General features: G+C 61.9%; 22 protein-coding genes, 1 tRNA gene and 1 pseudogene. 12 read left to right on the forward strand and 12 right to left on the reverse strand.

All coding sequences use genetic code 11. The annotated features are described in order from the left end of the window. The first annotated feature begins 347 nt into the window (after positions 1–347). The gene (locus ABF757_RS06120) at positions 348–617 is read left to right on the forward strand and encodes an HU family DNA-binding protein (RefSeq protein ID WP_025860118.1); all 270 of its coding nucleotides are present in this window, start codon (positions 348–350) and stop codon (positions 615–617) included. Positions 618–727: 110 nt separating this feature from the next. Here ABF757_RS06120 and ABF757_RS06125 read toward each other — a convergent pair whose 3' ends face one another. From ABF757_RS06125 to ABF757_RS06150, 6 genes are all read right to left on the reverse strand, one after another. After that, positions 728–1,960, reverse strand: coding sequence for an MFS transporter (locus ABF757_RS06125; protein ID WP_415481367.1), 1,233 nt, complete (start codon positions 1,958–1,960; stop codon positions 728–730). A gap of 240 nt (positions 1,961–2,200) precedes the next feature. Then, a tRNA-Gln gene (locus tag ABF757_RS06130) sits at positions 2,201–2,275 on the reverse strand. A 95-nt stretch (positions 2,276–2,370) separates the two neighbouring features. Then, complete coding sequence (locus ABF757_RS06135) at positions 2,371–3,018, reverse strand: TetR family transcriptional regulator (protein ID WP_415481368.1); 648 nt, start codon at positions 3,016–3,018, stop codon at positions 2,371–2,373. Positions 3,019–3,073: 55 nt separating this feature from the next. Then, the gene (proC, locus tag ABF757_RS06140) at positions 3,074–3,895 is read right to left on the reverse strand and encodes a pyrroline-5-carboxylate reductase (RefSeq protein ID WP_415481369.1); all 822 of its coding nucleotides are present in this window, start codon (positions 3,893–3,895) and stop codon (positions 3,074–3,076) included. A 34-nt stretch (positions 3,896–3,929) separates the two neighbouring features. Next, positions 3,930–4,430, reverse strand: a complete 501-nt coding sequence (locus tag ABF757_RS06145) for a type III secretion system chaperone family protein (RefSeq protein ID WP_025860120.1) — start codon at positions 4,428–4,430, stop codon at positions 3,930–3,932. Positions 4,431–4,503: 73 nt separating this feature from the next. Beyond that, positions 4,504–4,779, reverse strand: a complete 276-nt coding sequence (locus ABF757_RS06150) for an accessory factor UbiK family protein (RefSeq protein ID WP_415481371.1) — start codon at positions 4,777–4,779, stop codon at positions 4,504–4,506. Positions 4,780–5,083: 304 nt separating this feature from the next. Between ABF757_RS06150 and ABF757_RS06155 the strand changes: the two genes are divergently transcribed. Beyond that, positions 5,084–5,956 (forward strand): DnaJ C-terminal domain-containing protein, encoded by an 873-nt coding sequence (locus tag ABF757_RS06155; RefSeq protein ID WP_025860121.1) that lies wholly within the window; start codon positions 5,084–5,086, stop codon positions 5,954–5,956. A gap of 112 nt (positions 5,957–6,068) precedes the next feature. On the opposite strand, the gene ABF757_RS06160 is transcribed toward ABF757_RS06155, so the two are convergent. After that, positions 6,069–6,530: a hypothetical protein gene (locus ABF757_RS06160; protein WP_415481372.1), complete on the reverse strand. Its 462-nt coding sequence runs from the start codon at positions 6,528–6,530 to the stop codon at positions 6,069–6,071. Positions 6,531–6,804: 274 nt separating this feature from the next. Here ABF757_RS06160 and ABF757_RS06165 point away from each other — a divergent pair, with 274 nt between their 5' ends. Then, the gene (locus ABF757_RS06165; RefSeq protein WP_199897826.1) at positions 6,805–6,951 is read left to right on the forward strand and encodes a hypothetical protein; all 147 of its coding nucleotides are present in this window, start codon (positions 6,805–6,807) and stop codon (positions 6,949–6,951) included. A gap of 45 nt (positions 6,952–6,996) precedes the next feature. Here ABF757_RS06165 and ABF757_RS06170 read toward each other — a convergent pair whose 3' ends face one another. The 5 genes from ABF757_RS06170 to ABF757_RS06190 form a co-directional block, all read right to left on the reverse strand. Beyond that, positions 6,997–7,755, reverse strand: coding sequence for a 2OG-Fe dioxygenase family protein (locus ABF757_RS06170; RefSeq protein WP_415481374.1), 759 nt, complete (start codon positions 7,753–7,755; stop codon positions 6,997–6,999). Positions 7,756–7,843: 88 nt separating this feature from the next. Then, complete coding sequence (locus ABF757_RS06175; RefSeq protein ID WP_415481376.1) at positions 7,844–10,360, reverse strand: mechanosensitive ion channel family protein; 2,517 nt, start codon at positions 10,358–10,360, stop codon at positions 7,844–7,846. An 83-nt stretch (positions 10,361–10,443) separates the two neighbouring features. Next, a complete protein-coding gene (locus ABF757_RS06180) occupies positions 10,444–11,115 on the reverse strand; it encodes an RDD family protein (RefSeq protein ID WP_415481377.1) in 672 nt (223 codons plus the stop codon). Positions 11,116–11,135: 20 nt separating this feature from the next. After that, positions 11,136–12,377: a bifunctional glutamate N-acetyltransferase/amino-acid acetyltransferase ArgJ gene (gene argJ, locus ABF757_RS06185; RefSeq protein ID WP_415481379.1), complete on the reverse strand. Its 1,242-nt coding sequence runs from the start codon at positions 12,375–12,377 to the stop codon at positions 11,136–11,138. A gap of 127 nt (positions 12,378–12,504) precedes the next feature. Continuing rightward, entirely contained in the window at positions 12,505–13,452 is a 948-nt protein-coding gene (locus ABF757_RS06190; RefSeq protein ID WP_415481380.1) for a peptidylprolyl isomerase, read from the reverse strand. A 294-nt stretch (positions 13,453–13,746) separates the two neighbouring features. On the opposite strand from ABF757_RS06190, the gene secA reads away from it, so the two are divergent. From secA to ABF757_RS06235, 9 genes and pseudogenes are all read left to right on the forward strand, one after another. Further along, a complete protein-coding gene (gene secA, locus ABF757_RS06195) occupies positions 13,747–16,473 on the forward strand; it encodes a preprotein translocase subunit SecA (RefSeq protein WP_415481382.1) in 2,727 nt (908 codons plus the stop codon). 48 nt (positions 16,474–16,521) lie between these two features. Further along, positions 16,522–17,271 carry a YebC/PmpR family DNA-binding transcriptional regulator gene (locus ABF757_RS06200; RefSeq protein ID WP_415481384.1) on the forward strand — a complete coding sequence of 250 codons (750 nt, stop codon included), beginning with the start codon at positions 16,522–16,524 and terminating at the stop codon, positions 17,269–17,271. Between the two features lie 3 nt (positions 17,272–17,274). Beyond that, positions 17,275–17,781, forward strand: coding sequence for a crossover junction endodeoxyribonuclease RuvC (gene ruvC / locus ABF757_RS06205; RefSeq protein ID WP_025860126.1), 507 nt, complete (start codon positions 17,275–17,277; stop codon positions 17,779–17,781). Next, positions 17,778–18,386 (forward strand): Holliday junction branch migration protein RuvA, encoded by a 609-nt coding sequence (ruvA, locus tag ABF757_RS06210; protein ID WP_415481386.1) that lies wholly within the window; start codon positions 17,778–17,780, stop codon positions 18,384–18,386. Before ruvC ends, ruvA begins: the two co-directional genes overlap by 4 nt. After that, positions 18,383–19,489 (forward strand): Holliday junction branch migration DNA helicase RuvB, encoded by a 1,107-nt coding sequence (gene ruvB, locus ABF757_RS06215; RefSeq protein WP_415481387.1) that lies wholly within the window; start codon positions 18,383–18,385, stop codon positions 19,487–19,489. Before ruvA ends, ruvB begins: the two co-directional genes overlap by 4 nt. A gap of 2 nt (positions 19,490–19,491) precedes the next feature. Continuing rightward, complete coding sequence (ybgC, locus tag ABF757_RS06220; protein ID WP_025860129.1) at positions 19,492–19,905, forward strand: tol-pal system-associated acyl-CoA thioesterase; 414 nt, start codon at positions 19,492–19,494, stop codon at positions 19,903–19,905. A gap of 122 nt (positions 19,906–20,027) precedes the next feature. Beyond that, positions 20,028–20,747 (forward strand): protein TolQ, encoded by a 720-nt coding sequence (tolQ, locus tag ABF757_RS06225; RefSeq protein ID WP_025860130.1) that lies wholly within the window; start codon positions 20,028–20,030, stop codon positions 20,745–20,747. A 3-nt stretch (positions 20,748–20,750) separates the two neighbouring features. After that, on the forward strand, positions 20,751–21,182 hold the full coding sequence (gene tolR / locus ABF757_RS06230; RefSeq protein ID WP_025860131.1) for a protein TolR: 432 nt from the start codon (positions 20,751–20,753) through the stop codon (positions 21,180–21,182). A 36-nt stretch (positions 21,183–21,218) separates the two neighbouring features. Then, positions 21,219–21,480: pseudogene (locus ABF757_RS06235) on the forward strand (energy transducer TonB); the annotation flags it as partial.

Below are 21,480 nucleotides of genomic sequence, written 5' to 3' on the forward strand. Positions count from 1 at the left end.
ATAAAAAACAGAAAAACGGTAGTGCGTTTTTTGTAATAATAAGGAGAACAGAATGAGTAATTAATTTATTTTTTACGGATATATATACCCTCTGTCCGGGTGGAAAAGGTCACATAATTCCGCAGGGAATGGCGATTTCTCGTAAGCCCCCCGTTATGGACAGGGGTGAATACTGCAAAATGCGACCGTCCTTTCTGCTGTCCCTGTCGGAAAGAATCGAAAGAGGGGACATTTTTGGGTTGGTTTTTCAGAAAAACATGACTACAAGCCCATAAAGTATGGGCGTCACGGCCAGGTAATTATTGTCTCTAAAATTCTGTCTGAAAAAGTAGGGAGCCAGAAACTCAATGAGCAAAGCCTTTATTGCGGCGGTGATCCAGGATTCGATCAGCTGCACCGGTGTTGCTGCCAATCAGGCCGCTAATGATCTGATTGATGCGATCGTGCAGGAACTCAAGCGCGAAGGTGGCTTTACCCTGCCTTCTTTCGGCACGTTCACGGTGCGTAAGACCAAGGCCCGCAAGGCGCTGAACCCCCGCACGGGTGAGCCGGTCAAGGTCAAGGCAGGCAAGACGGTGCGTTTCAAGGCCAGCCCCAACCTGAAAAAAGCGGTCTGACACAAGCTGTCATTCCGTCTGTTCAGGCAGAGCGTATAAAAAACCGCGCTGGTTTTAAGCCAGCGCGGTTTTTTTGTGTCCAGTCTCCGGGGGGCAACATCCCTCAGCCTTCAGCCCTCGGGGGTAATATCCTCCAGCCGGTCTAGCTTGCGCAGACCGGGGAAGAGCAGCATCCAGCTTGCCGCCACCAGCAGGGTGCCGACTCCACCCAGCACAACAGCCCCCACAGGGCCGGTGAGTGAGGCCAGCATTCCGCTTTCGAATTCGCCAAGCTGGTTGGATGAGCCGATAAACAGCATGTTCACGGCGGAAACGCGGCCCCGCATTTCATCCGGTGTGCCAAGCTGTACCAGCGCGCCACGCACCATGACGCTGACAACATCCGCCCCGCCCAGTATCGCCAGCATGATAACCGAAAGCCATGCTGAGCGTGACAGGCCGAAACAAATGGTGGCAAGGCCGAAAATACCGACAGCGCCAAACATCCACAGCCCCGCATGGCGACCCAGCGGGTGCCGGGCCAGAACGGCGGCTACCATCAGCGCGCCCACGGCCGGGGCGGCTCGCAAAAAGCCAAGGGCGACTGGCCCCGCATGCAGGATATCGGTGGCAAAAACCGGCAGCATGGCGGTAGCACCGCCCAGCAGCACGGCAAACAGATCCAGCGAAATCGCGCCAAACATGGCGGGTTTGCGCCGCAGAAAGGCAATGCCGCCAAAAACACTGGCCAGCGTTGCAGGCTGGCGGGCCTTGGCGGGTCTTTTGATATTCAGCGAGGCGGTGGCCAGAGCCGCCATGCCAAAGCCTATGGCACACAGGCTGTAACATAATGCCGCCCCGGCACCGTATAGCAGCCCCCCCAGCGATGGCCCGGCAATGCTGGCGACCTGAAACAGCGAGGCAGAAAGGGCTGTTGCGCGTGGAAACAGGGCGGGCGTGACCAGAGAGGGCAGGAATGTCTGCTGGGCTGGCATTTCAAACGCTTTGCAGGCTCCAAAAAGAGCAACAAGCGCGTAGAGCATGCCCGGTGTCAGGCTGTGGGTGAAGGCGGCATAGGCCGTGGCGGCTGTTGCCAGCATTTCCAGCACCTGACAGGTCAGGACGATTTTCTGGCGGTTATGCTGGTCGGCGGCGTGGCCTGCGGGCAAAATCAGCGCAAACATAGGCAGGAACTGCGCCAGTCCGACAAAACCCAAAGCCGCCGTGCTGTGTGTCAGGGCGTAAATCTGCCAGCCCACGGCTACGGCCAGCACCTGTGCGGCAAAGGCCGAAAGGGCGCGCCCGCCCAGAACGGCAGGCAGGCCGGGTTGGCTGAAAAGAGAGGGAGAAGACGGTTCAGACATGGGGGATGGCCGTGGAAGAAGTGAGAGACAGAACGGACATCCGGCGCGGGTGGCCTGAGGGGCAGAAAAGACCGCGCCCGGCGCCGGTGTTTTTAAGGGGGAGCACTTTGGCACTCATCGCGACAAAAAGAAAAGTCACGGAAGAGAGATACCCTGCACAGGGCGGCTGGGTGTGGTGGGGCTGAAAGGGCTTAAATGCCTGCCAGCCGATGAGATGTAGTGTGAAAAAGCTGGAAAAAATGGCTGGGGCGGGAGGATTCGAACCTCCGCATGGCGGAATCAAAATCCGCTGCCTTACCGCTTGGCTACGCCCCATTATGGTGGACGGGATAAACCGTCCTGCCCAGCGGTTTCCTTTTAGGCTGAACCGTAGGCTTTCGTAAAGACCGGCTGGGCGAGATTTCGAAACCCTATGCTGTAGTGCTGCTCGGCCAGTTGGTATCGGCCAGAGTATCATCGGGCAGATCAGGCAGGCCTGTGTCTTCGTCCTGGGCGGTATTGCTGCTGGTAAACAGCCCCCAGCGCCCGGCCTTGTCCAGTGCCTGATCAAGTGCTGCCATGGTGCGGCCCATATCGGGGCTGTCGTCTTTTTCCCATGTGTGGAATGTCGCAGTCCAGATCGCGGTCAGGGCGGAGGCGCGGGCCATGCCCGTCAGCCCAGAGGCGTTGATACCCGCTGCCTGAGCAATCTGGCGCATGCTTTGCAGTGTGGCGGCTCCAAGGGCCAGAACCATTGGCGGGTCGAACGGCATGGCTTTGAGCAGGGCGCGTACGCCCGGCCTGTGGGCCTGAAACACATCGAGCCTGCGCATCAGCAAATCAAAAAGCCGCTCGCGCGTGGAGCCATAGCCTGCCTCGTCCGCAAGGGCTGCGTCATCCGCCATACGGCCGAGTGCCAGAGCAATGCCGGTTTTGCAGGAAAAACGCCTGCGCGCCTCGGTTTCGGACAGATCCGCCGCGCGGGCGGCATCCTGCACGCTAAACTGCCCCCAGCCCTTTTCAGCCGCCAAAGACAGGGCGGCGGTTACAAGGGCTGTTTCGAACGGATCGGTTGTCATGGTGGCACTTTCCGGGTGGAGTCGTCAGGCTGGGGCTGCAATCGTGGGTGGGGGCTTAGCCCGCCAGTTCACCTGCGCGGCGTACGGCGGCGGCTACGGCCTGCGATGTGCTGGCGGGCCAGGCATCGGGGGCCATCAGCACACCCAGTGCCGCAGCGGTGGTGCCGCCGGGGCTGGTGACATTGCGGCGCAGTTCGTCGGCATCGGTTGGTAGGCTGTGCAGCATCTGCCCGGCTCCGTACAGCGTGGCCCGGGCCAGCGTGCGGGCTGTGGCCTGTGGCAGGCCCTGCTCCACCCCGGCTTTTTCAAGCAGTTCGGCCAGCAGGAACACATAGGCCGGGCCACTGCCGGAAATACCGGTTACGGCATCGATTTGCTGTTCCGTTTCCACCCACACGGTTTCGCCTACGGCGCGCATCAGGCTGTCGCATTGCTGCTTTTGCTCAGGGGTGGCGGCGGGCGGGGCGTAGAGGCCGGTCATGCCCGCACCCAGCGTGCTGGGGGTATTGGGCATGGCGCGAATGAAAACCGGGGCGGTGCCCTCGGCGGCGGCGGTGTAAACGCTGCTCAGGCTGGCAATGCTGCGCCCCGCCATGACGGATAGCAGGGTTGCGCGGGCAAAGCGCCGGGCCAGTATTTCCAGAGTGGCATCGGCCTTCTGGGGTTTGACTGCCAGTATGATGATATCGGGCTGGAAGTCCGCGGGCAGGTCATCCAGCGAAGGCACGAGAATATGCGGCGCGGGCAGGCTGTCGCGGTGGCGGTCGATCACGGCGGAGGGTGGCAGCCCGCAGGCCAGCCAGCCATCAAGCATGGCGCCGCCCATTTTGCCGCACCCGACCAGAAGGATAGAGGGCAGTTGTGTGGGTGTGCTCATAGCAAAATCCTGTTCATGCGCGGGCTTGGGGTACTCAGGCCTCGCCCTGACAGTCCAGCAGGGCCATGCCCAGCGCCTCGGAGGCGGAGAGCTTTTCCGTCAGGAAAAAACGGAACGCGGGGTAAAACCGCTCGCATTCGTTCAGGGCGATGTCGATCATGTCTTCAAAAATATCGGCCACGGCCTGCGTGTTGCGTAGCAGCAGCGCGTGGCGGAACAGCAGCACGCCGTCTTCCGCATCGACACTGAAATGGCCAATCCACATCTGCTCGTTGGCAAGGCCGATCAGTTCGTACAGGGCTGCGCGGCGGGTTGCGCTTGTGCGCAGGTCAAACGCGCAGGTGAACAGGATCGTGCCCAGTTCGGCCGACCATGAAAAGAACAGGCCGTAATCGCACCAGCGGGCCGGGGCTTCGGCGGCCATTTCGGTGGGGGTGCAGCGGTCGAATGTCCAGCCCAGCCCCCCGATAACCTGTTCCATCAGGTCAAGCGGGTTGGCGGGTACTGGCGTGGAATCGCTCGTCAGGGCTGGCATGGTGGCGGTTCTCCGTGCCTGCGTGAGATATGAACGGATTGACACACTGGCAAAAGGGCTAAAGGCGCGTTGTTCAGCCCTTGTGCGCCGATGCGTGCTCAAGCGTGCGTACACGCTCTTCAAGGGCGTTCAGGCGGCGTTCAGCCTCTTCCTGCCCGATGCGGGCCTGTGCGGCCAGCTCACGCATGACTTCAAATTCTTCCCGGCGGACGACCTGTAGCGTGGTCAGCACTTCATCCACACGGCTGCGGACGATGGCGTGAATTTCCTCGCGCACGCCTGTCAGGGCGGAAACGGCACCACCTGCCACACCGGCAAGGTCATCAAGGAAACGGGGTCTGTCAGCCATGGCCGGTTCTCCATTCAATCCGGGATACACAAGCCCTTCACGCGCTTGGTATCTCCTCTTCTGCCTTTGAACCTATAGAGGATAAAGGCTGGCGCGCCCAGATGTTCCGCCCCAACTTTATGCCAACGCTCCGGGCCGGGGCTTTGTGGACACAGCGCGGCCCCGGTGCGGCGGTCCATTTCGGTGCGGCTTTCCATTGACCGGGGCATGGAGCATTCCCATTATTTAAGGCAATGGATAAAAAGACAAAGACAATGCCCGGCGCGGGTTCCGCCATTGGGCAAGACATGGAGAAACCGGTTGCATGAGCGGACGTGATCCCTACGAGGTTCTTGGTGTAGCAAGGACAGCCAGCCAGGATGACATCCGCAAGGCATATCGCAAGCTGGCCAAGAAATATCACCCGGACCTCAACCCGGATGACAAAAAGGCTGAAGAGCAGTTCAAGGCCGTCAATCAGGCCAATGATCTGCTGTCCGATGCGGAAAAGCGCGCCCGTTTTGACCGGGGTGAAATAGACGCCTCGGGTCAGGAACGGGCCCCCCACGGCTATGGCGGCGGCTTTCATGGCGGTGGCGCAGGCGGCGGGTTTAATGAGGAAAACCTCAATGACCTGTTCGGCAGCATGTTCGGCGGGTTTGGCGGCGCGCGCGGGCGTCGGGGCGGGCCACGACAGGGGGCGGACTCGTCCTATGCGCTCAAGGTCAGCTTTCAGGATGCGGTCAATGGCACCACGTCGCGCGTTTCCCTGCCTGATGGCAGCACGCTGGATGTAAAAATCCCGCCGGGGATAGAGGATGGTCAGGTGCTGCGCCTGCGCGGCAAGGGTAATCCCGGCGTGCAGGGCGGGCCGGATGGCGATGCGCTGATTACCGTAACCGTGCAGCCCGACGCCACCTACACGCGCGATGGTGTGGACCTGCGTGAGACCCTGCCGGTTGATATCAAAACAGCCGTGCTGGGGGGGCCCATTATGGTGCCGACGCCTACCGGCACAGTCAGGATGAATGTGCCCGCAAATTCCGACAGCGGCACGGTGCTGCGCCTGCGCGGCAAGGGCGTGCAGGCTTACGGCAAGCGCGAGGCGGGCAACCTGTATGTCACGCTACAGGTCAAGATCGGCAAGGCCGATGCCGCACTGGAAACCTTCCTGAAGGATTGGACCCCGCAGGCCTGAACGCAGCCGGGTTGATGCCTGCCGCTTTGAATGTGGCAGGCGGGTGCCCCGCTACTTGCCCGGTTGGTTATGGCCGTGCGGACAAGCCCACGCTGGCAGCCGCGTAGCGCTGTCAGGGGTTCTGGGTGCGGGTGTCGTCACGGTAGAGCGGCAGTTCCATTTTATGGCCTTCCGAGCTGTCGATAACCAGCAGCGCCGTGTTTTCTGATTGCAAGGTGAAGGTCAGCTTCAGGGGCGGGCTGGAGGTTGTCCAGCTTGCACCATCAACCCGTGAGAGGCTGAAATGCTCCTGCTTGACCACCCGGCTGTACATCGGGGGCAGTGTTAGCATCAGGCGGGCGGCAGGCCCCATGGCCCGGTTGGCCGCAACCTCAATGGCATCGGCGGCGGACATCATTGCCCATGTGCCGCAGAAAAGGGCTGTCGGGTAGCTGCCCTTGTGCTCCGGCGCGCTGGCTTTGGCCGCATGTGTCGCCGGGGCGGGTTTGGTGTCCGGCTGTGCGGTGGCGTTTGCGGCCAGAGCGGGGCTGATGCTCAAGAGCAGCGCGGCGGAAAAACTGAAAAAACGGGTCATGCCAGCTCCATGAAATACAAGGCCGTTCCACGGTGCGGCAAACCGCCTCGGGGCCGGCTCTCCTGTGTGCCGTATTCTGGGGGCATGCGTCCAGTGCTTGACGGCAGCCCACCCCGGACCGGATAAGAAAGACAGGGCATGCCGCGCGCCTTGAAAACATCAGGCCGCAAACCCCCGATGACAGGGGGCGAAATAGCGCCAGACAGGTACGGCGGCAGGAGCCATGACGCGACGATGACAGGGGCCGTTACAGCCTCGCAGAAGGGAACAGACCATGGGTGAATCGCTCACGCAGGCGGATACTGGTCAGGCATCGGAACGGATTGGCCTGCGCGAAGGTGCCCAGATGGCGGGGGCCATGTTGTTTGTGCTCGCGGTTCTGGCCTTGGGCCTGCACGCTATTTCCTACGCGGGTTACTGAACGCACGGCCACACCCGGTGTGGCCGCACTTACCCCTGTTGCCGCTTATTCGTGCCGCAGGGTTACAACCAGCACATCGCGCCAGCCGGGGCGCGTGGGGTCGTTCGGTTCAACCGGCGTGACCCCATGATAGACGCGGTTATCGTTCACGAAGGCGGTATCGAGCGGCTGGGTCAGGGTAAAACTGCCCACAAGCTGGCGGTTGAGATCGTGGATTGAGGTTTCGCCACAGGCCACGTTCTCGCGCCGGATCATGATAACACACACCCAGTCCACGCCATCACGGTGCAGCCCTTCTGGTGTGGGGTGGCCGGGTTTGTCGGATTGCGCCTCAATGCGGAACTGGTGCGTTTCGGCATGCCATGAGCCGGGCCTGCGCGCAGGGGGTGTCAGGTCTGTTGCCACCCGGCAGACAAGGCGCAGAATGGCCTCCAGCGCTGGGCTGGTTGCGGTCTCAGGCAGGAAGGGTTCGAACCAGCGTTCGATCCCGCCATTGAGGGTATTATAATCGCGGCTCTGGTAATGGGGCTGGTGCGGTTTGCGGCTGATTGTCTCGCCGCTGAGCGAAAACGTGGCATAGCGCCGCCGCCGGTAGCGCCCGCCATCGGCCATATAAAGATCCACCCCCAGATCGTTCCAGCTTGCGGCAAACTGGTCCCACTGCGTCAGCCCCGGCAGCAGGCTGTGCATGGCTTCGGCCTGTACAAACACGAAACCATCGTGCGCCAGCGGATTTTCCAGAAGGGTCTGAAGGGGAGACCGCGTCTCTTCCGGCTGGGAAGGGGGCGGGACGATGGTGGACATGAGAGCGTTTCCTGCAATCTGCGCCGCATCAGGGGCGGCGCGGCCAGTCTGCCCCAAACCAGCCGCGCCGAACAGACACCCCGCAGCCTCAGGCCGGGGGTGTTGCCGGTTTTTGCGCGTTGTCCGCAATGGTCGCGGGCGCATACGCGGCTTCGGGCATGGCATCCAGCGCCAGATGCATAGGAATACCCGGCGGGGAGGTGGTGTAGGCAGTGGGCGTGTAGAACTTGATCCCCGCCTTCGCCATTTTCAGGGCGATGCGGCGGTAGAACTCGCGCTGCACTTTCCATTTCATCATCGGCGCGGTTCTGATGATACCAATCAGCACGGCACCGTTCTGGTCAGAGCTATCCACCCCCAGATCCGTGTAGTCGGACAGGATCAGCGGGCCGAAGGCGTCTTCCTCACGCATTTCCGTGATGGTGTCTTTCATGATCTGCGCGACTTTTACCGAGTCCTCGCTCAGGTCGAGCGTTTGGCGCACGATAATCTGGTTGAAGTCACGCGCGGTGTTGGCGATCGATGTCACGGACGAAAAGGGGATGATATGCAGGTCGCCATCGAAAGAGCGCACCCGCAGCGTGCGGATGGAAAGATGCTCCACCGTACCGGCCACACCGCCGGTTGTTACCCAGTCCCCTACCTGTATCGCGTCTTCTGCCAGCATGAAAAAGCCGGTGATCACGTCCTTGACCAGACTTTGTGAACCAAAGGACAGGCCAACACCCAGAATGCCCGCCCCTGTCAGCAGCGGGGCAACATTGATCCCGATCTGGGAGAGGGTGGTAACGGCCACGAACACGATAATGATCGTAAGCAGAAAGGTGCGGATAATCGGCAGAATGGTGCGCAACCGCGCCGCACGCCCCGCCTGCGCGGAGGATGCGTAGCGTGTGATCTGCTTGTTCAGCAGCCCGTTAACCAGTTCCCACGCCACGGCGGCTACGGCCATGCCGATAACAAGGCAGATCGCCGCCCCCAGCAGGCGCGTGCCAATGGGTGAGTCACTGAAGAAGTGCAGCGCAGGCAGTCCCCAGCTTTGGGCCAGAGCAATCAGGGTGAGCAGGATCAGGAACGCCGTCATGATCCTGCGTACGAAGGGGTAGTAGAAATCAGCGCGTTTTTGCAGGTCAGGATACTGGGCCTGCAACTCGGGGCTGACCCGGAACAGCCTGTCCTGCAAGCCGTAAACGAGCAGGGCCACCACGCGCGAGAGCACCAGAAAAAGCAGGCTGAGCAGCGAGCCGTGCAAAATCCACTGGTAGCCGCCCTTGAGATGGGCCGCCCAGACAAACCACAACGCCATGTCCAGAAACATGATCGGCACCCACCACAGCCGCGCCAGCGAACTGACAAAGCCCCAGAGCGCATTTTTGCGCCGCCATTCTTCGGAGGGCTGGAGTGCGGAGCCGACAATGGAGCGGATACGCCAGATAAACGCGGCAATAATCAGATGCTGGATCAGCACCACGGCGCGCAGCATGGCATCCACACCGCGTGTGGCCATGTCGAACTCGCTGCCCAGCGTGGACAGGCAGATAACCAGCGAAGGGGCCGCCACCAGCACGTTCCACCAGCGTGTAAGCAGGCGGGCCGTAGTGTCGGAGGCAGGCACAAGACGAATAACGGGTGAGCGCGGGGCCAGCGTGGTTTCCACAACCAGATACAGGCCGCGGGCAATGGCATAAGCGTTGACAAGGGTAATCGTGACAGTGCTGGCCTGATCCGTGGTGGTCAGGAATTCCGCGCCCAGATAGCCCAGCAGCAGGCACACGCCCACAGGCACGAGCTTGATGAGGAAATGCAGCACGTTATAGGGCACACGCACGAGGTAGCGCAGTACTTCATTGCCGCGCCTCTGGTCGGTTTCGCGTGCCTGAATGGAGTTCTGGTCGGCGTCGTCATGGTTTTCGGAGGTGCTTTCCTGCACGTTGGCGGTGGCTTGCGCCATGGCCTGTCGCGCCTCGCGGGCCTCGGCATGGCGGGTGACGGAAAGCAGGGGCCGCTTGAGGGCAATGCTGGCCCCCCGTTCGGCCAGCAGGCCCACGATCAGAATCAGAAAGGCGCGGGTGAAGGAGTCCGTCAGCTTCTGGCGCAGGTCAGGTGTATGGAGCACATGGTGCATCCATGTGCCGACAACGCCCAGATCCGTGAACAGGCTGGTGAAATTCTGCACGTAAGACTGTGCCGTGTCGCCCAGAACACCAAGCTCGGAATGGACATCCGTATCCAGCATGGCCTGAGTGCCCGGGGTGCCGGGGCTCTGCTTGGCGGTAGGTGCCGCGGGCAGTCCTTTGGCCATGAGCGAGAGCGTGCGCGAGAATTCCGCGCGTTTCTGTGGGTCGTTCAGCACGGACAGAAGCTGCTGGGCATCTTGCTGGCTGAGCCCGTTTGCCGGTGTGGCAGCGGCTGTGTCGGCCGCGCGAGCACTGGTGATCAGGGTCAGGCTCAGCAGGCCAAGGCAGAGCCCGGCGAGCATCATAAACGCTCTGAACAGACGGGAAGGAACGCGTTTCTGTCCTTCAGGGCCGGAGGGGCGGACATGAGGGCGCATGGCGGCCTCATGCGTGAGAAAACGGGTCTGGTCCGGGCTGGTAGCTACCATGGGGTGCCATATCCTTTTTCTGATGAAGGAACAGGAAAAAAAGCAGGCCCCGCCCTGAACGGGCTGGGGCCGTGCGCGCGCGTTCAGCCCCGGGGGCGGAAGGATACGGTGCGCGGCTCGTCGTGGCGGATCACAAGGGTGCCCGCGATCAGATCATGCAGGCCCTGCTTGCGGCGGGTAAAGGCTACCATCAGCACGCCGATATACAGGAACGGAAAGGAGATGAAGGCCTTGACCGCAAAGCGCACCACTGCGCGCGGCAGCGAGATACGCTCGCCCGAGAGGGTAACAACCCGCAGGCGGCACAGCAGCTTACCGGGTGTGGCCTGCAGGCGGGAGGATTCGAACAGGACGAAATACAGCGCAGGCAGCAGGGCCAGCAGCACACTGCCGGGTGTCTGCCAGTTGCCGGTCTGGATATGGGGCACCAGCACCGACACCCCATGCAGCAGGTGGTCATAGGGCTGCGCGTTACCCGCGAAGGCTGCAATATCGACCACATTGGTGGACTGGCCATCCGCCCCCGATATTGGCAGTTCCTGCCAGCGGACGGAAATTTCCGGCCCCACAAACAGCCCCACGACGCCCTCGGTCACGGATAGCAGGAGTGAATCGACCAGAAACGCCCAGACACGCCACCAGAACCCGGCATAAACCCACACCGGGGCCTGAGGGCTAAACCATGCACCATTATCCGGCGCGGGTGGAGCGGAAGGGGCAGCGCCCCAGCCGGGGGGCGGCGTAAACGTGGACATTGAAAGCCTGCTCCGGGTTTTCAGCTCCGGTAGGAGCCGTTGATGTCGATATAGCCGTGGGTCAGATCGCAGCTCCATGCGCGGGCATGGCCTTCGCCCAGCCCCAGATCAACGGCGATGGAGATTTCCTGCCCCTTCATGTGGGCAACCACCGGGGTTTCGTCATAGCCATCGCGCACTGTGCCGTTCTGGGCGATACATACTCCGCCTATGGAAACGCTGAGCGTATCACGGTCTGCGGGTTCACCGCATTTCCCAACGGCCATGACAACGCGGCCCCAGTTGGCGTCTTCTCCCGCAATAGCGGTTTTGACCAGAGGGGAGTTGCCGATAGCCATGGCCACACGCCAGGCCGAATCATCGGAAACCGCGCCGGTCACATCAATGGTCATGAGCTTGGTCGCTCCTTCGCCATCGCGGATCACCATCAGGGCCAGCTCTTCAAGCAGGCTGTCCAGCGCCTGACGGAAGGCCGCCAGTTCCGGGGCATCGGGGGCCGTGCTTGCGGGCGGGGCGTTGCCTGCTGCACCCGTGGCGAACAGCAGCACCATATCGGAGGTGGAGGTGTCGGAATCGACCGTGATGCAGTTGAACGTCCGCTTGACCCCGGCAGACAGCATGGCCTGCAGAAGGGCTGCGGGCAGGGCTGCATCCGTTGCGACAAAAGACAGCATGGTGGCCATGTCTGGCGCGATCATGCCACTGCCCTTGGCCATGCCCTGAATGGTTACTTCAACCCCGCCCAGCAGGGCTGTGCGCCGCGCGGCTTTGGGGAAGGTATCGGTGGTCATGATCCCGCGCGCGGCGGCTTCCCAGCCGGTTTCGCTCAGGGCGTCATGCAGGGCGGGCAGGGCGGCGGTAATGCGCTCGGCAGGCAGGATTTCGCCAATCACGCCTGTGGAGGCCAGATAGACCTCGCCGGGTGCGCATTGGGTCAGCTTGGCTGCGGCCTGTGCTGTCTGCTCGCAGGTTTCACGCCCTGCGCGGCCGGTAAATACGTTGGCGTTGCCCGCGTTCACCACCAGTGCGCGCGCACGGCCTTCGGGCAGGATGGCCCGGCACCAGTCCACCGGCGCGCCGGGGCATTTGGAACGCGTGAAAACACCGGCCACGGTGGTGCCAGCATCAAACTCCGCCAGAACAAGGTCCGTACGGCCTTTGTAGCGAATGCCTGCGGCAATGGCCCCCAGACGAACCCCGCGTACCGGGCCCAGTTCAGGCAGGGGGAGAGCAAGCGGAGAAACGGGAAGAGGCTGCGCCATGAGGCGGAATCCTTGAACGGGAAGGACTGGTGGGCAGAATTGAATACGGGCGGGGATCATACCCGCCCGTTCCGTAGTCAGCCACCCCATGGCGGCAGGGCCGCTACGGGGTGGGGTTATGCCTGACTTATTTCTTGGCAGGTGCGGCTGCGGCACCGGCCGGTGTGGCCGGGGCGTTGGGCAGCTGCTTGCCGCTGGTGGGGTCGAAGCGCACGACTTTCACCTGTGCTGCGGCTTTATCCACGGCTTCACGCACGTATTTCTGGATCAGGGCCTGACGGATCTTGTCACGCACGGAATCCAGCGACGGCACGGGGTCCGTGCGGGTGTCGAGCACCTGAATGACGTGGTAGCCATACTGGCTCTTGACCGGAGTGGTGCTGATATCGCCCTTTTTCATGGCGAAAGCGGCATCGGAGAAGGCGGGGATCATGTCGCCCTTCTTGAACCAGCCCAGATCGCCACCGTTCTGCTGGGCGCTGCCCTTGTCGGTGGAGAGTTCAGATGCCAGCTTGCCGAAATCCGCACCGGCTTTCAGCTTCTTGATGACATCCTGCGCCTCGGCTTCGGTCTTGAGCAGGATGTGCCGTGCATGCACTTCCTTTTCCGGGGCCTTGTTGGCGTAGTTTTCTTCATAATACTTCGTCATGTCCGCATCCGTCAGGTGCGGCATGACAGACTGCGACAGCCAGGCGTTCTGCAGCGCCGTATCGGCGGCAGAGGTCATCAGCTTCTGGGTTTCGGGCTTTTTGTCCAGCCCGTCCTTGTGAGCCGCGATCAGGATCGCCTTCTGGTCGATCAGCTGGTTGACCAGCATGGGAATGATCACGTTGGGCGGGAGCTGGCGCATCTGCGGGGGAATGCTGCCCGCTGCTTCCTGCACATCCGCGAGGGTGATTTTTTCACCGTTCACGGTCGCGACGACAGAAGCCGGGTCAGCCGGTTTTTCCTTGTCAGCAGCCGGAGCCGCAGCGGGAGGAGCAGCAGGGGCAGCCGCGTAGGAGGGGTGAACCAGCAGGGATGAGCCCAGCAGGGCGGCAGTAGCCAGCCCGGACGCGTAAGACGTGAACCGCATGAAATTCAGAACCTTGCACAGGTAAAAACTGTCTACCCTGTATGAAGGAGGCTAACCGGCCCGGCAAGCCCTGTTTCTTGTGGTTTCGCTCTGCCGTTGCGGCTGGTGGGGCGGGTGCGCGGGCGGTGCCGCGGGGGACAAAAGGGAGGGGTTGGTTGACCGCAGACCAGCCCGGTCCTATTTTGCGGAGCAAGCCATGCCCAAGACAGGCCTGCGCGCGCTGGTGCCATTGCCGTTGCGTCAGGCGTCATGAGCGTAACATTCGTAAGGCGGTTCAGTTCCGGAAAGGTGTTCATGTTTTCTCGCGTCATCCGCGCCCTGTTTGGCACAGCCAATGAGCGGACACTCAAGGTTTTCCAGCGCCGAGTGCAGGAAATCAACGCGCTTGAACCGCAGATCCAGGCTCTGGATGATGCAGCCCTTGCCGCAAAAACTCAGGAATTCCGGGCCCGTCTGGGTAACGGTGCGACACTGGACGAGCTTTTGCCCGAGGCCTTTGCCGTTACGCGCGAAGCGGCGCGGCGCGTGCTGGGCATGCGGCATTTCGATGTGCAGCTTATTGGCGGCATGGTCCTGCACGCTGGCCGGATCGCGGAAATGCGTACCGGCGAGGGTAAGACCCTTGTGGCAACGCTGGCGGTCTATCTCAGCGGGCTGTCGGGTAAGGGCGTGCATGTTGTTACGGTCAATGACTATCTGGCTGCGCGCGATGCGGCCGAGATGGGGCGACTGTACGAATTTCTGGGCCTGACCACGGGCGTGATTGTGCCCAATATGCCGGACGATGCCCGCCGGCAGGCCTATGCGGCCGATATTACCTACGGCACCAATAACGAATTCGGCTTCGACTACCTGCGTGACAACATGAAGTACCATCTGAACGAAATGGTTCAGAGGCCCTTCCATCATGCGATCGTGGACGAAGTGGACTCCATCCTTATCGATGAGGCCCGCACGCCGCTGATCATCTCCGGCCCGGCAGAAGACAGTTCCGACCTCTACCGCGCGGTGGATGCGGTTGTGAACGAACTGGTGCGCGATGAAACGGCCTACGAAAAGGACGAGAAATTCCGCACCGTCATCCTGACGGATAGCGGTTCCGAACAGGTGGAAGAGCTGCTCCGCGCTGCCGGGGTTCTGGGTGAAGGCGGGCTGTATGACCTGCACCACGTGGCCGTTGTGCATCATGTGCAGCAGTCGCTGCGTGCCCATACGCTGTTCGCGCGCGATGTGGATTACATCGTGCGGGGCGGCAAGGTGGTCATTATCGACGAGTTTACCGGCCGTATGATGGAAGGCCGCCGGTATTCCGATGGCCTGCATCAAGCACTCGAAGCCAAGGAACATGTCGAGGTCCAGCAGGAAAACCAGACGCTGGCTTCCATCACCTTCCAGAACTTCTTCCGGCTTTATCCGCGCCTGTCGGGCATGACCGGCACCGCCATGACGGAAGCCGACGAATTTGCCGAGATCTATAATCTCGATGTGGTGGCTATTCCCACCAACCGTCCCGTGTCCCGCAAGGACGAGGATGACGAGATTTACCTGACCGAGGCCGAAAAGTTCGGCGCGGTGGTAACGCTTATCCGCGCGGTGCATGAGCGTGGGCAGCCCATTCTGGTGGGCACCACGTCCATCGAGAAAAGCGAGGCTCTGTCGGACCTGCTGACCCGCGAAAAAGTGCCCCATAACGTGCTCAATGCCCGATTCCATGAAAAGGAAGCCGGTATTGTCGCGCAGGCGGGCGCACCCGGTGCCATTACCATCGCCACCAACATGGCCGGGCGTGGTACGGACATCAAGCTGGGCGGCAATGTGGAAATGCTGATCGCCCAGGAACTGGACGATGTGCCCGAAGGCCCCGAGCGCGATGCCGCCGAGCAGGCCATCCGTGCCCGCGTCGCGCGCGATCACGAAATCGTGCGTGAGGCCGGTGGCCTGTATGTTATCGGCACCGAGCGGCATGAAAGCCGCCGGATCGACAACCAGTTGCGCGGCCGCGCCGGGCGACAGGGTGATCCGGGCAACTCACGCTTCTTTATTTCGCTTCAGGATGACCTGATGCGGATTTTCGGCTCCGACCGCATGAGCGGCATGTTCCAGAAAATGGGCATGAAGGAGGGCGAGGCCATTGTTCACCCGTGGCTGAGCAAGGCGCTGGAGCGGGCGCAGAAAAAAGTCGAAGCCCGTAACTTCGACATGCGCAAGAACACGCTCAAATATGATGATGTGATGAACGACCAGCGCAAGGAGGTATACACCCAGCGCCGCGAGTTCATGGCGACGGAAGATGTCTCCACCATTGTGGCTGATGCGCAGGATGATGTTATCGAGATGCTGGTAAGCCAGCATATTCCTGAAAAAGCCTTTGCCGAGCAGTGGAATATCGAAGGTCTTTCTCTGGAGGTAAGCCGGATCTTCGCCCTAGACCTGCCGCTGGCGGACTGGTCGCGTGAAGATGGCATGGATGCTGAAGGCATGGCCGGGCGTATCAGCCAGGCGGCCACGCAGGCGCAGGCGGCACGGGCTGCCAATATCGGCCCCGAGCTTATGCGCTTCATTGAAAAACAGGTTCTCCTGACCACCTATGACGCGGTATGGAAAGAGCATCTGCATGCGCTGGACCAGTTGCGTCAGGGTATTGGCCTGCGCGCCTACGGGCAGAAAGATCCGCTGAACGAATACAAGCATGAAGCCTTCACGCTGTTTACGTTCATGCTGGAGGAAATGCGCCAGCGCGTGGTGTCGCTCATGGCGCGGGTGGAGGTAACACCCCCGCCGGTTGCGGTTGATCCGTTCGCGGATACCGCCGCCATCCATGCGGACCCCGAAGTGCCGGGCTTTGCGGCCAATACGGCGGCGGAACTCACACCGGGTGCCAGTCCGGTCATGGCAACGCCCATAGGGGGCAGCGCCATCATGCCGGATGACCCCTCAAGCTGGGGGGAAACGCCCCGCAATGCGCCGTGTCCGTGCGGCTCGGGGCGTAAATACAAGCATTGCCATGGCCGCGTGCCCTGATAAGGGGCGTGTGGCGGCACGGCAGTATATGAGACAGGGTTAAGGAATATGGCTGGTCATTCCCAGTTCAAGAACATCATGCACCGCAAGGGTGCGCAGGATGCCAAGCGTGCCAAGCAGTTTGGCAAGATTATCCGCGAACTGACGGTGGCCACGCGCTCCGGCCTGCCGGAGCCCGCCTCCAACCCGCGCCTGCGTGCGGCCATTGTTGCCGCGCGTGAAGTGAACATGCCCAAGGATACGATCGAACGCGCGATCAAGAAGGCCAGCGGGGCCGCGGGCAGCGATGATTACGTGGAAATCCGCTATGAGGGTTACGGCCCGGCGGGTGTGGCCGTGATTGTGGAAACCCTGACCGACAACCGCAACCGCACCGCTTCGGATGTGCGCGCAGCGTTCTCCAAATACGGCGGTTCGCTGGGCGAAGCCAATTCCGTGTCCTTCATGTTCCGCCGTCTGGGTGTTGTGGTCTATCCGGCGGCCACCGCCTCAGAAGATGACATGCTCGAGGCCGCGATCGAGGCCGGGGCTGAGAACGTGGTAAGCACCGCCGCCGGGCACGAAATCACCTGCGAGGTGGAGTCGTTCTTTGCTGTGCGCGATGCGCTTGAAACCCGTTATGGCGAGCCCGAAAGTGCAAAGCTGGACTGGCGGCCCGAAAACACCGTGACACTGGATGAGGAAAAGGCACGCAGCGTGTTCAAGCTGCTCGATGTTCTGGATGATCATGACGATGTCCAGAATGTTTACGCCAATTTCGATCTGCCGGATGATCTGGCGGAAAAGCTGTCGTCCTGATCCGTGGCGCGTCTGCTCGGCATTGATCCCGGCCTGCGCTTTACCGGCTGGGGCGTGATTGATGTCGAGGGCAACAGGCTGAGGCATGTTGCCAATGGCGTTATCGCGACCAATAGTGCGGAGAGCGTGCCTGACAGGCTGCGTATGCTGCATGAAAGCCTGACCGCCCTTATCGACAGGCTGAGCCCTGACGAGGCGGCGGTAGAGGAAACCTACGTCAACCGGAACGGCACCGCCACGCTCAAGCTGGGCTATGCGCGTGGTGTGGCCCTGCTGGCCCCGGCGCTGGCGGGGATTGTTGTGGCGGAATACGGTGCGCTGGCAGTCAAGAAGGCCGTGGTGGGCACCGGCTCGGCTGACAAGACACAGGTTGAAATGATGGTGCGCCGCCTTTTGCCGGGGGTGGAGGTTGTGCGGGCCGATGCGTCCGATGCGCTGGCCGTGGCTATCTGCCACGCCCACCATCGCGCCAGCGCGCGCCATATCGCGGCTGGGGTAAGAATGGCATGATAGCGTTTCTGTGCGGGCTGGTTATTCAGGTTGAAGCCGGAAGCTGCGTGGTGGACGTGAATGGCGTGGGCTACCTGCTCGCGGCTTCCACCCGCACGCTGGCAGCCCTGCCCAATCCCCCCGAAAAAGCCCGTATTCTGGTTGAAACCGTGGTGCGTGAGGATGCGATCCTGCTCTACGGCTTTGTGGAGAGTGCCGAGCGCGCATGGTTCCGGCTGCTGACCGGCGTGCAGGGGGTGGGGGCCAAGGTAGCGCTGGCCATTCTGTCCACGCTGTCTCCGGCGGAGCTGGTGGCGGTGCTGAGCACATCAGACAAGGCCAGCCTGACACGCGCCCCCGGTGTTGGGGGGCGTCTGGCCGAGCGGATCATTACCGAACTGCGCGACAAGGCTGGTCGTATGCCCGGTGCCGGGGCTGATATTGTTTTGCCGGTTGCCGTAACCCCCGAGGGCGGAGTCGAGGCTGATGCGCTGCTGGCGCTGGCGGGGCTTGGTTTCCGCCGGGTGGAGGCCCTGCCTGTGCTGCGCCGCGTGCTGGAGGCCCATGGCCCGGGTGCCACGCTGGATACGGTGCTACGTGACAGCCTGAAAGACCTTGCCCGATGACGGCGGATTTCATGCCTGAGCGCGCGGTCAACCCCGCCCGGCTTGAAGAAGACCCGGCCGATGGCGCGCTGCGACCGCAAACACTGGCCGATTTTACCGGCCAGCAGGCCAGCCGCGAAAACCTGTCCATTTTCATTGCCGCCGCCCGCCAGCGGGGCGAGGCGCTGGACCATGTGCTGCTGCATGGCCCGCCGGGTCTGGGCAAGACCACGCTGGCCCAGATTGTCTCGCGCGAGCTTGGGGTGGGGTTTCGCGCGACATCGGGGCCGGTTATCCAGCGCGCGGGCGATCTGGCGGCGATCCTGACCAACCTGCAACCGCGCGATGTGCTGTTTATTGACGAAATCCACCGTCTCCAGCCCGCGATTGAAGAAATTCTCTATCCTGCGATGGAGGATTTCCAGCTTGATCTCATTATTGGCGAAGGCCCGGCCGCGCGTTCGGTGCGTATAGACCTGCCGCCCTTTACGCTGGTGGCTGCAACCACCCGCGCGGGTTTGCTGGCAACCCCCTTGCGCGACCGCTTTGGCATTCCGCTGCGGCTGGTTTTTTACACGCCGGAAGAACTGGTGCGGATTGTCGCGCGCGGGGCGGACAAGCTGGGCTTTGCCTTGTCTACCGACGGCGCGATGGAAATTGCCCGCCGCGCGCGTGGCACACCCCGTATTGCCGGGCGGCTGCTGCGCCGGGTACGCGATTTTGCCTCCCTGACCGTACCGCCCGATGAACCCGTGCGGGTCGAGGGGGTGGATGCCGCCCTACAGCGGCTGGAGGTCGATGCTCTGGGGCTGGATGGCATGGATCGGCGGTACCTGCGCCGCATTGCGGAATATCATAATGGTGGCCCGGTGGGTGTCGAAACCCTCGCCGCGGCTCTGGCCGAATCGCGCGATACGCTGGAAGATGTGATCGAGCCCTATCTGATACAGGAAGGGTTGGTGCTGCGGACCAGTCGCGGGCGTGTTCTGGGTGAGCGGGGTTGGCGGCATCTGGGCCTTGTCCCCCCGCCCGATGAAAATGCCCGCACAGGCCAAAGCGCTCAGTCTGACTGGCTGAATGACGAGGCGGCGCGCGATCCTGCGGGGCCGCACGTGGGAGATTAGGCATGAGTGAACACGCCATAGAATTCCGCGTCTATTATGAGGATACCGATGCGGGGGGCATTGTCTATCACGCGCGCTACCTCGCTTTTGCCGAGCGTGCCCGCACCGAAGCCATTCGCTCCATGGGTATGCCGGTTTCTGAACTTTTGCGTGAACACGGGCTGGTTTTTGTCGTGCGCGATGCGCGGCTGACCTATCGCACCCCCCTGCGGCTTGATGATGTCCTGTGTGTCACAACCCGGCTTTTGCGGCTGGGTGCGGCCAGTTGCGTGCTGGGCCAGACCGTAACGCGCGAGGGCGTTGTTTCGGCGGAAATGGAGGTCGGTCTGGCCTGCGTGCGCGCCAGTGATGGCTATCCTGCCCGATTTCCGCCCAACTGGCGTGATCTTCTGCAAAAACTTGCGGTCAGGGACTGAAAAGCGCCTCTTCTGCTTTGTTGAGGAACACAGTAATACAGGCGGCAGTATCGGGCAGTGTCGGCTTTTCCCGAGTCGGCGGCTGTTATGCCAGGTTTGGGTGCTAAAGGCAGGAGGCGTTATTGGATCGTGCGGTTGATACGGCAAATCTCGGCGTGAGCGCGGCGGGAGATCTGTCGGTATGGGCGTTGTTCATCAATGCCTCGCTTGTGGTCAAGCTGGTGATGCTGGGCCTGCTTGGGTGCAGCATTGTGGTGTGGGCGATTATTTTCGCCAAGACGTTGACGCTGCGGCGCATCAACCGTGAAGCCTCGGGCTTTGAGGACCGTTTCTGGTCCGGCGGCAGTCTGGATGACCTGTACGACACGGACGGGGCCAAGCCCACCAACCCGATGACGGCGGTTTTCGGTGCGGCCATGGGTGAATGGCGGCGTTCGGCCCGTATCCCCGGTGTGGATCTGGTGCGTGGCGGCGTAAAGGAGCGGGTTGACCGCGCCATTGGCATTACCATTACCCGCGAGATGGACCGCCTGCGCCGCTGGGTGATCTTTCTGGCCACGGTGGCTCCTGTGGCCCCCTTTGTAGGCCTGTTCGGCACGGTGTGGGGCATCATGCACTCGTTCAGCTCCATCGCGGCTGAACACAACACCAATCTGAGCGTTGTCGCCCCCGGTATTTCCGAGGCGCTGTTTGCTACGGCCATCGGCCTGCTGACGGCTATTCCCGCTTATGTGGCTTACAACATCATCAGCAACAGTCTGGATCTTTTCGAGGACCGGCTTGATGGTTTCGGTGCCGAGTTCGCGGCCATCCTGTCGCGCCAGTCCGAAGAAAGGGCGTAAGCCATGGGCATGCCGTCATCAGGAGGGAAAGGCCGCCGCAGGCGTCCGATGGCCGATATCAACGTGACTCCCATGGTGGACGTCATGCTGGTGCTGCTGATCATTTTCATGGTCACATCCCCCATGATGACCAGCGGCGTGAATGTTGACCTGCCCAAGACGGACGCCAAGCCGGTCAATTCCGATACCAAGCCCATTACCGTTTCCATCAAGGCGGATGGCGGCCTGTATCTGGGGGATGATCCCGTCACCCCTGACCAGCTCGTCGGGCAGCTCAAGGCCGCGTCCAACAACGATCCCACGCACCGTATCTTTGTGCGCGGCGATGCCCATATCGATTATGGGCGTGTCATGCAGGTCATGGGGCAGATCACGTCGGGAGGGTTCACGCATGTGGCTCTGCTGGCGCAGCAGCCTGCTGGCGCCAGCCACTAGACCAGCTTCAGGGGCACAGAGGTTAAGGGAATGCCCATGGCACGGCCACGGCGGTTTGATCAGGTTCTGCTCCGTCGCTCGCTTTATACGTCGGGCGCGCTGCATGTGGCGTTGATTGTGGCTTTGCTGGTCACGCTGCCACATACGCCCCCGCCGGAAGAGCCGCAGCCCGAGCCGGTCGAAATGGATTTTGAACCGGCGGATAATAGCGGCGGTCCTTCGGCCAAGGCCGATGCGCCTTCGACCGAGCCCAAGCCCCCCGCGCCGCAGGCGCAGGAGGCCCCGCCCACGCCTGACC

This window comes from Acetobacter papayae, assembly GCF_047721125.1.
GTDB classification, from domain to species: Bacteria; Pseudomonadota; Alphaproteobacteria; order Acetobacterales; family Acetobacteraceae; genus Acetobacter; species Acetobacter papayae.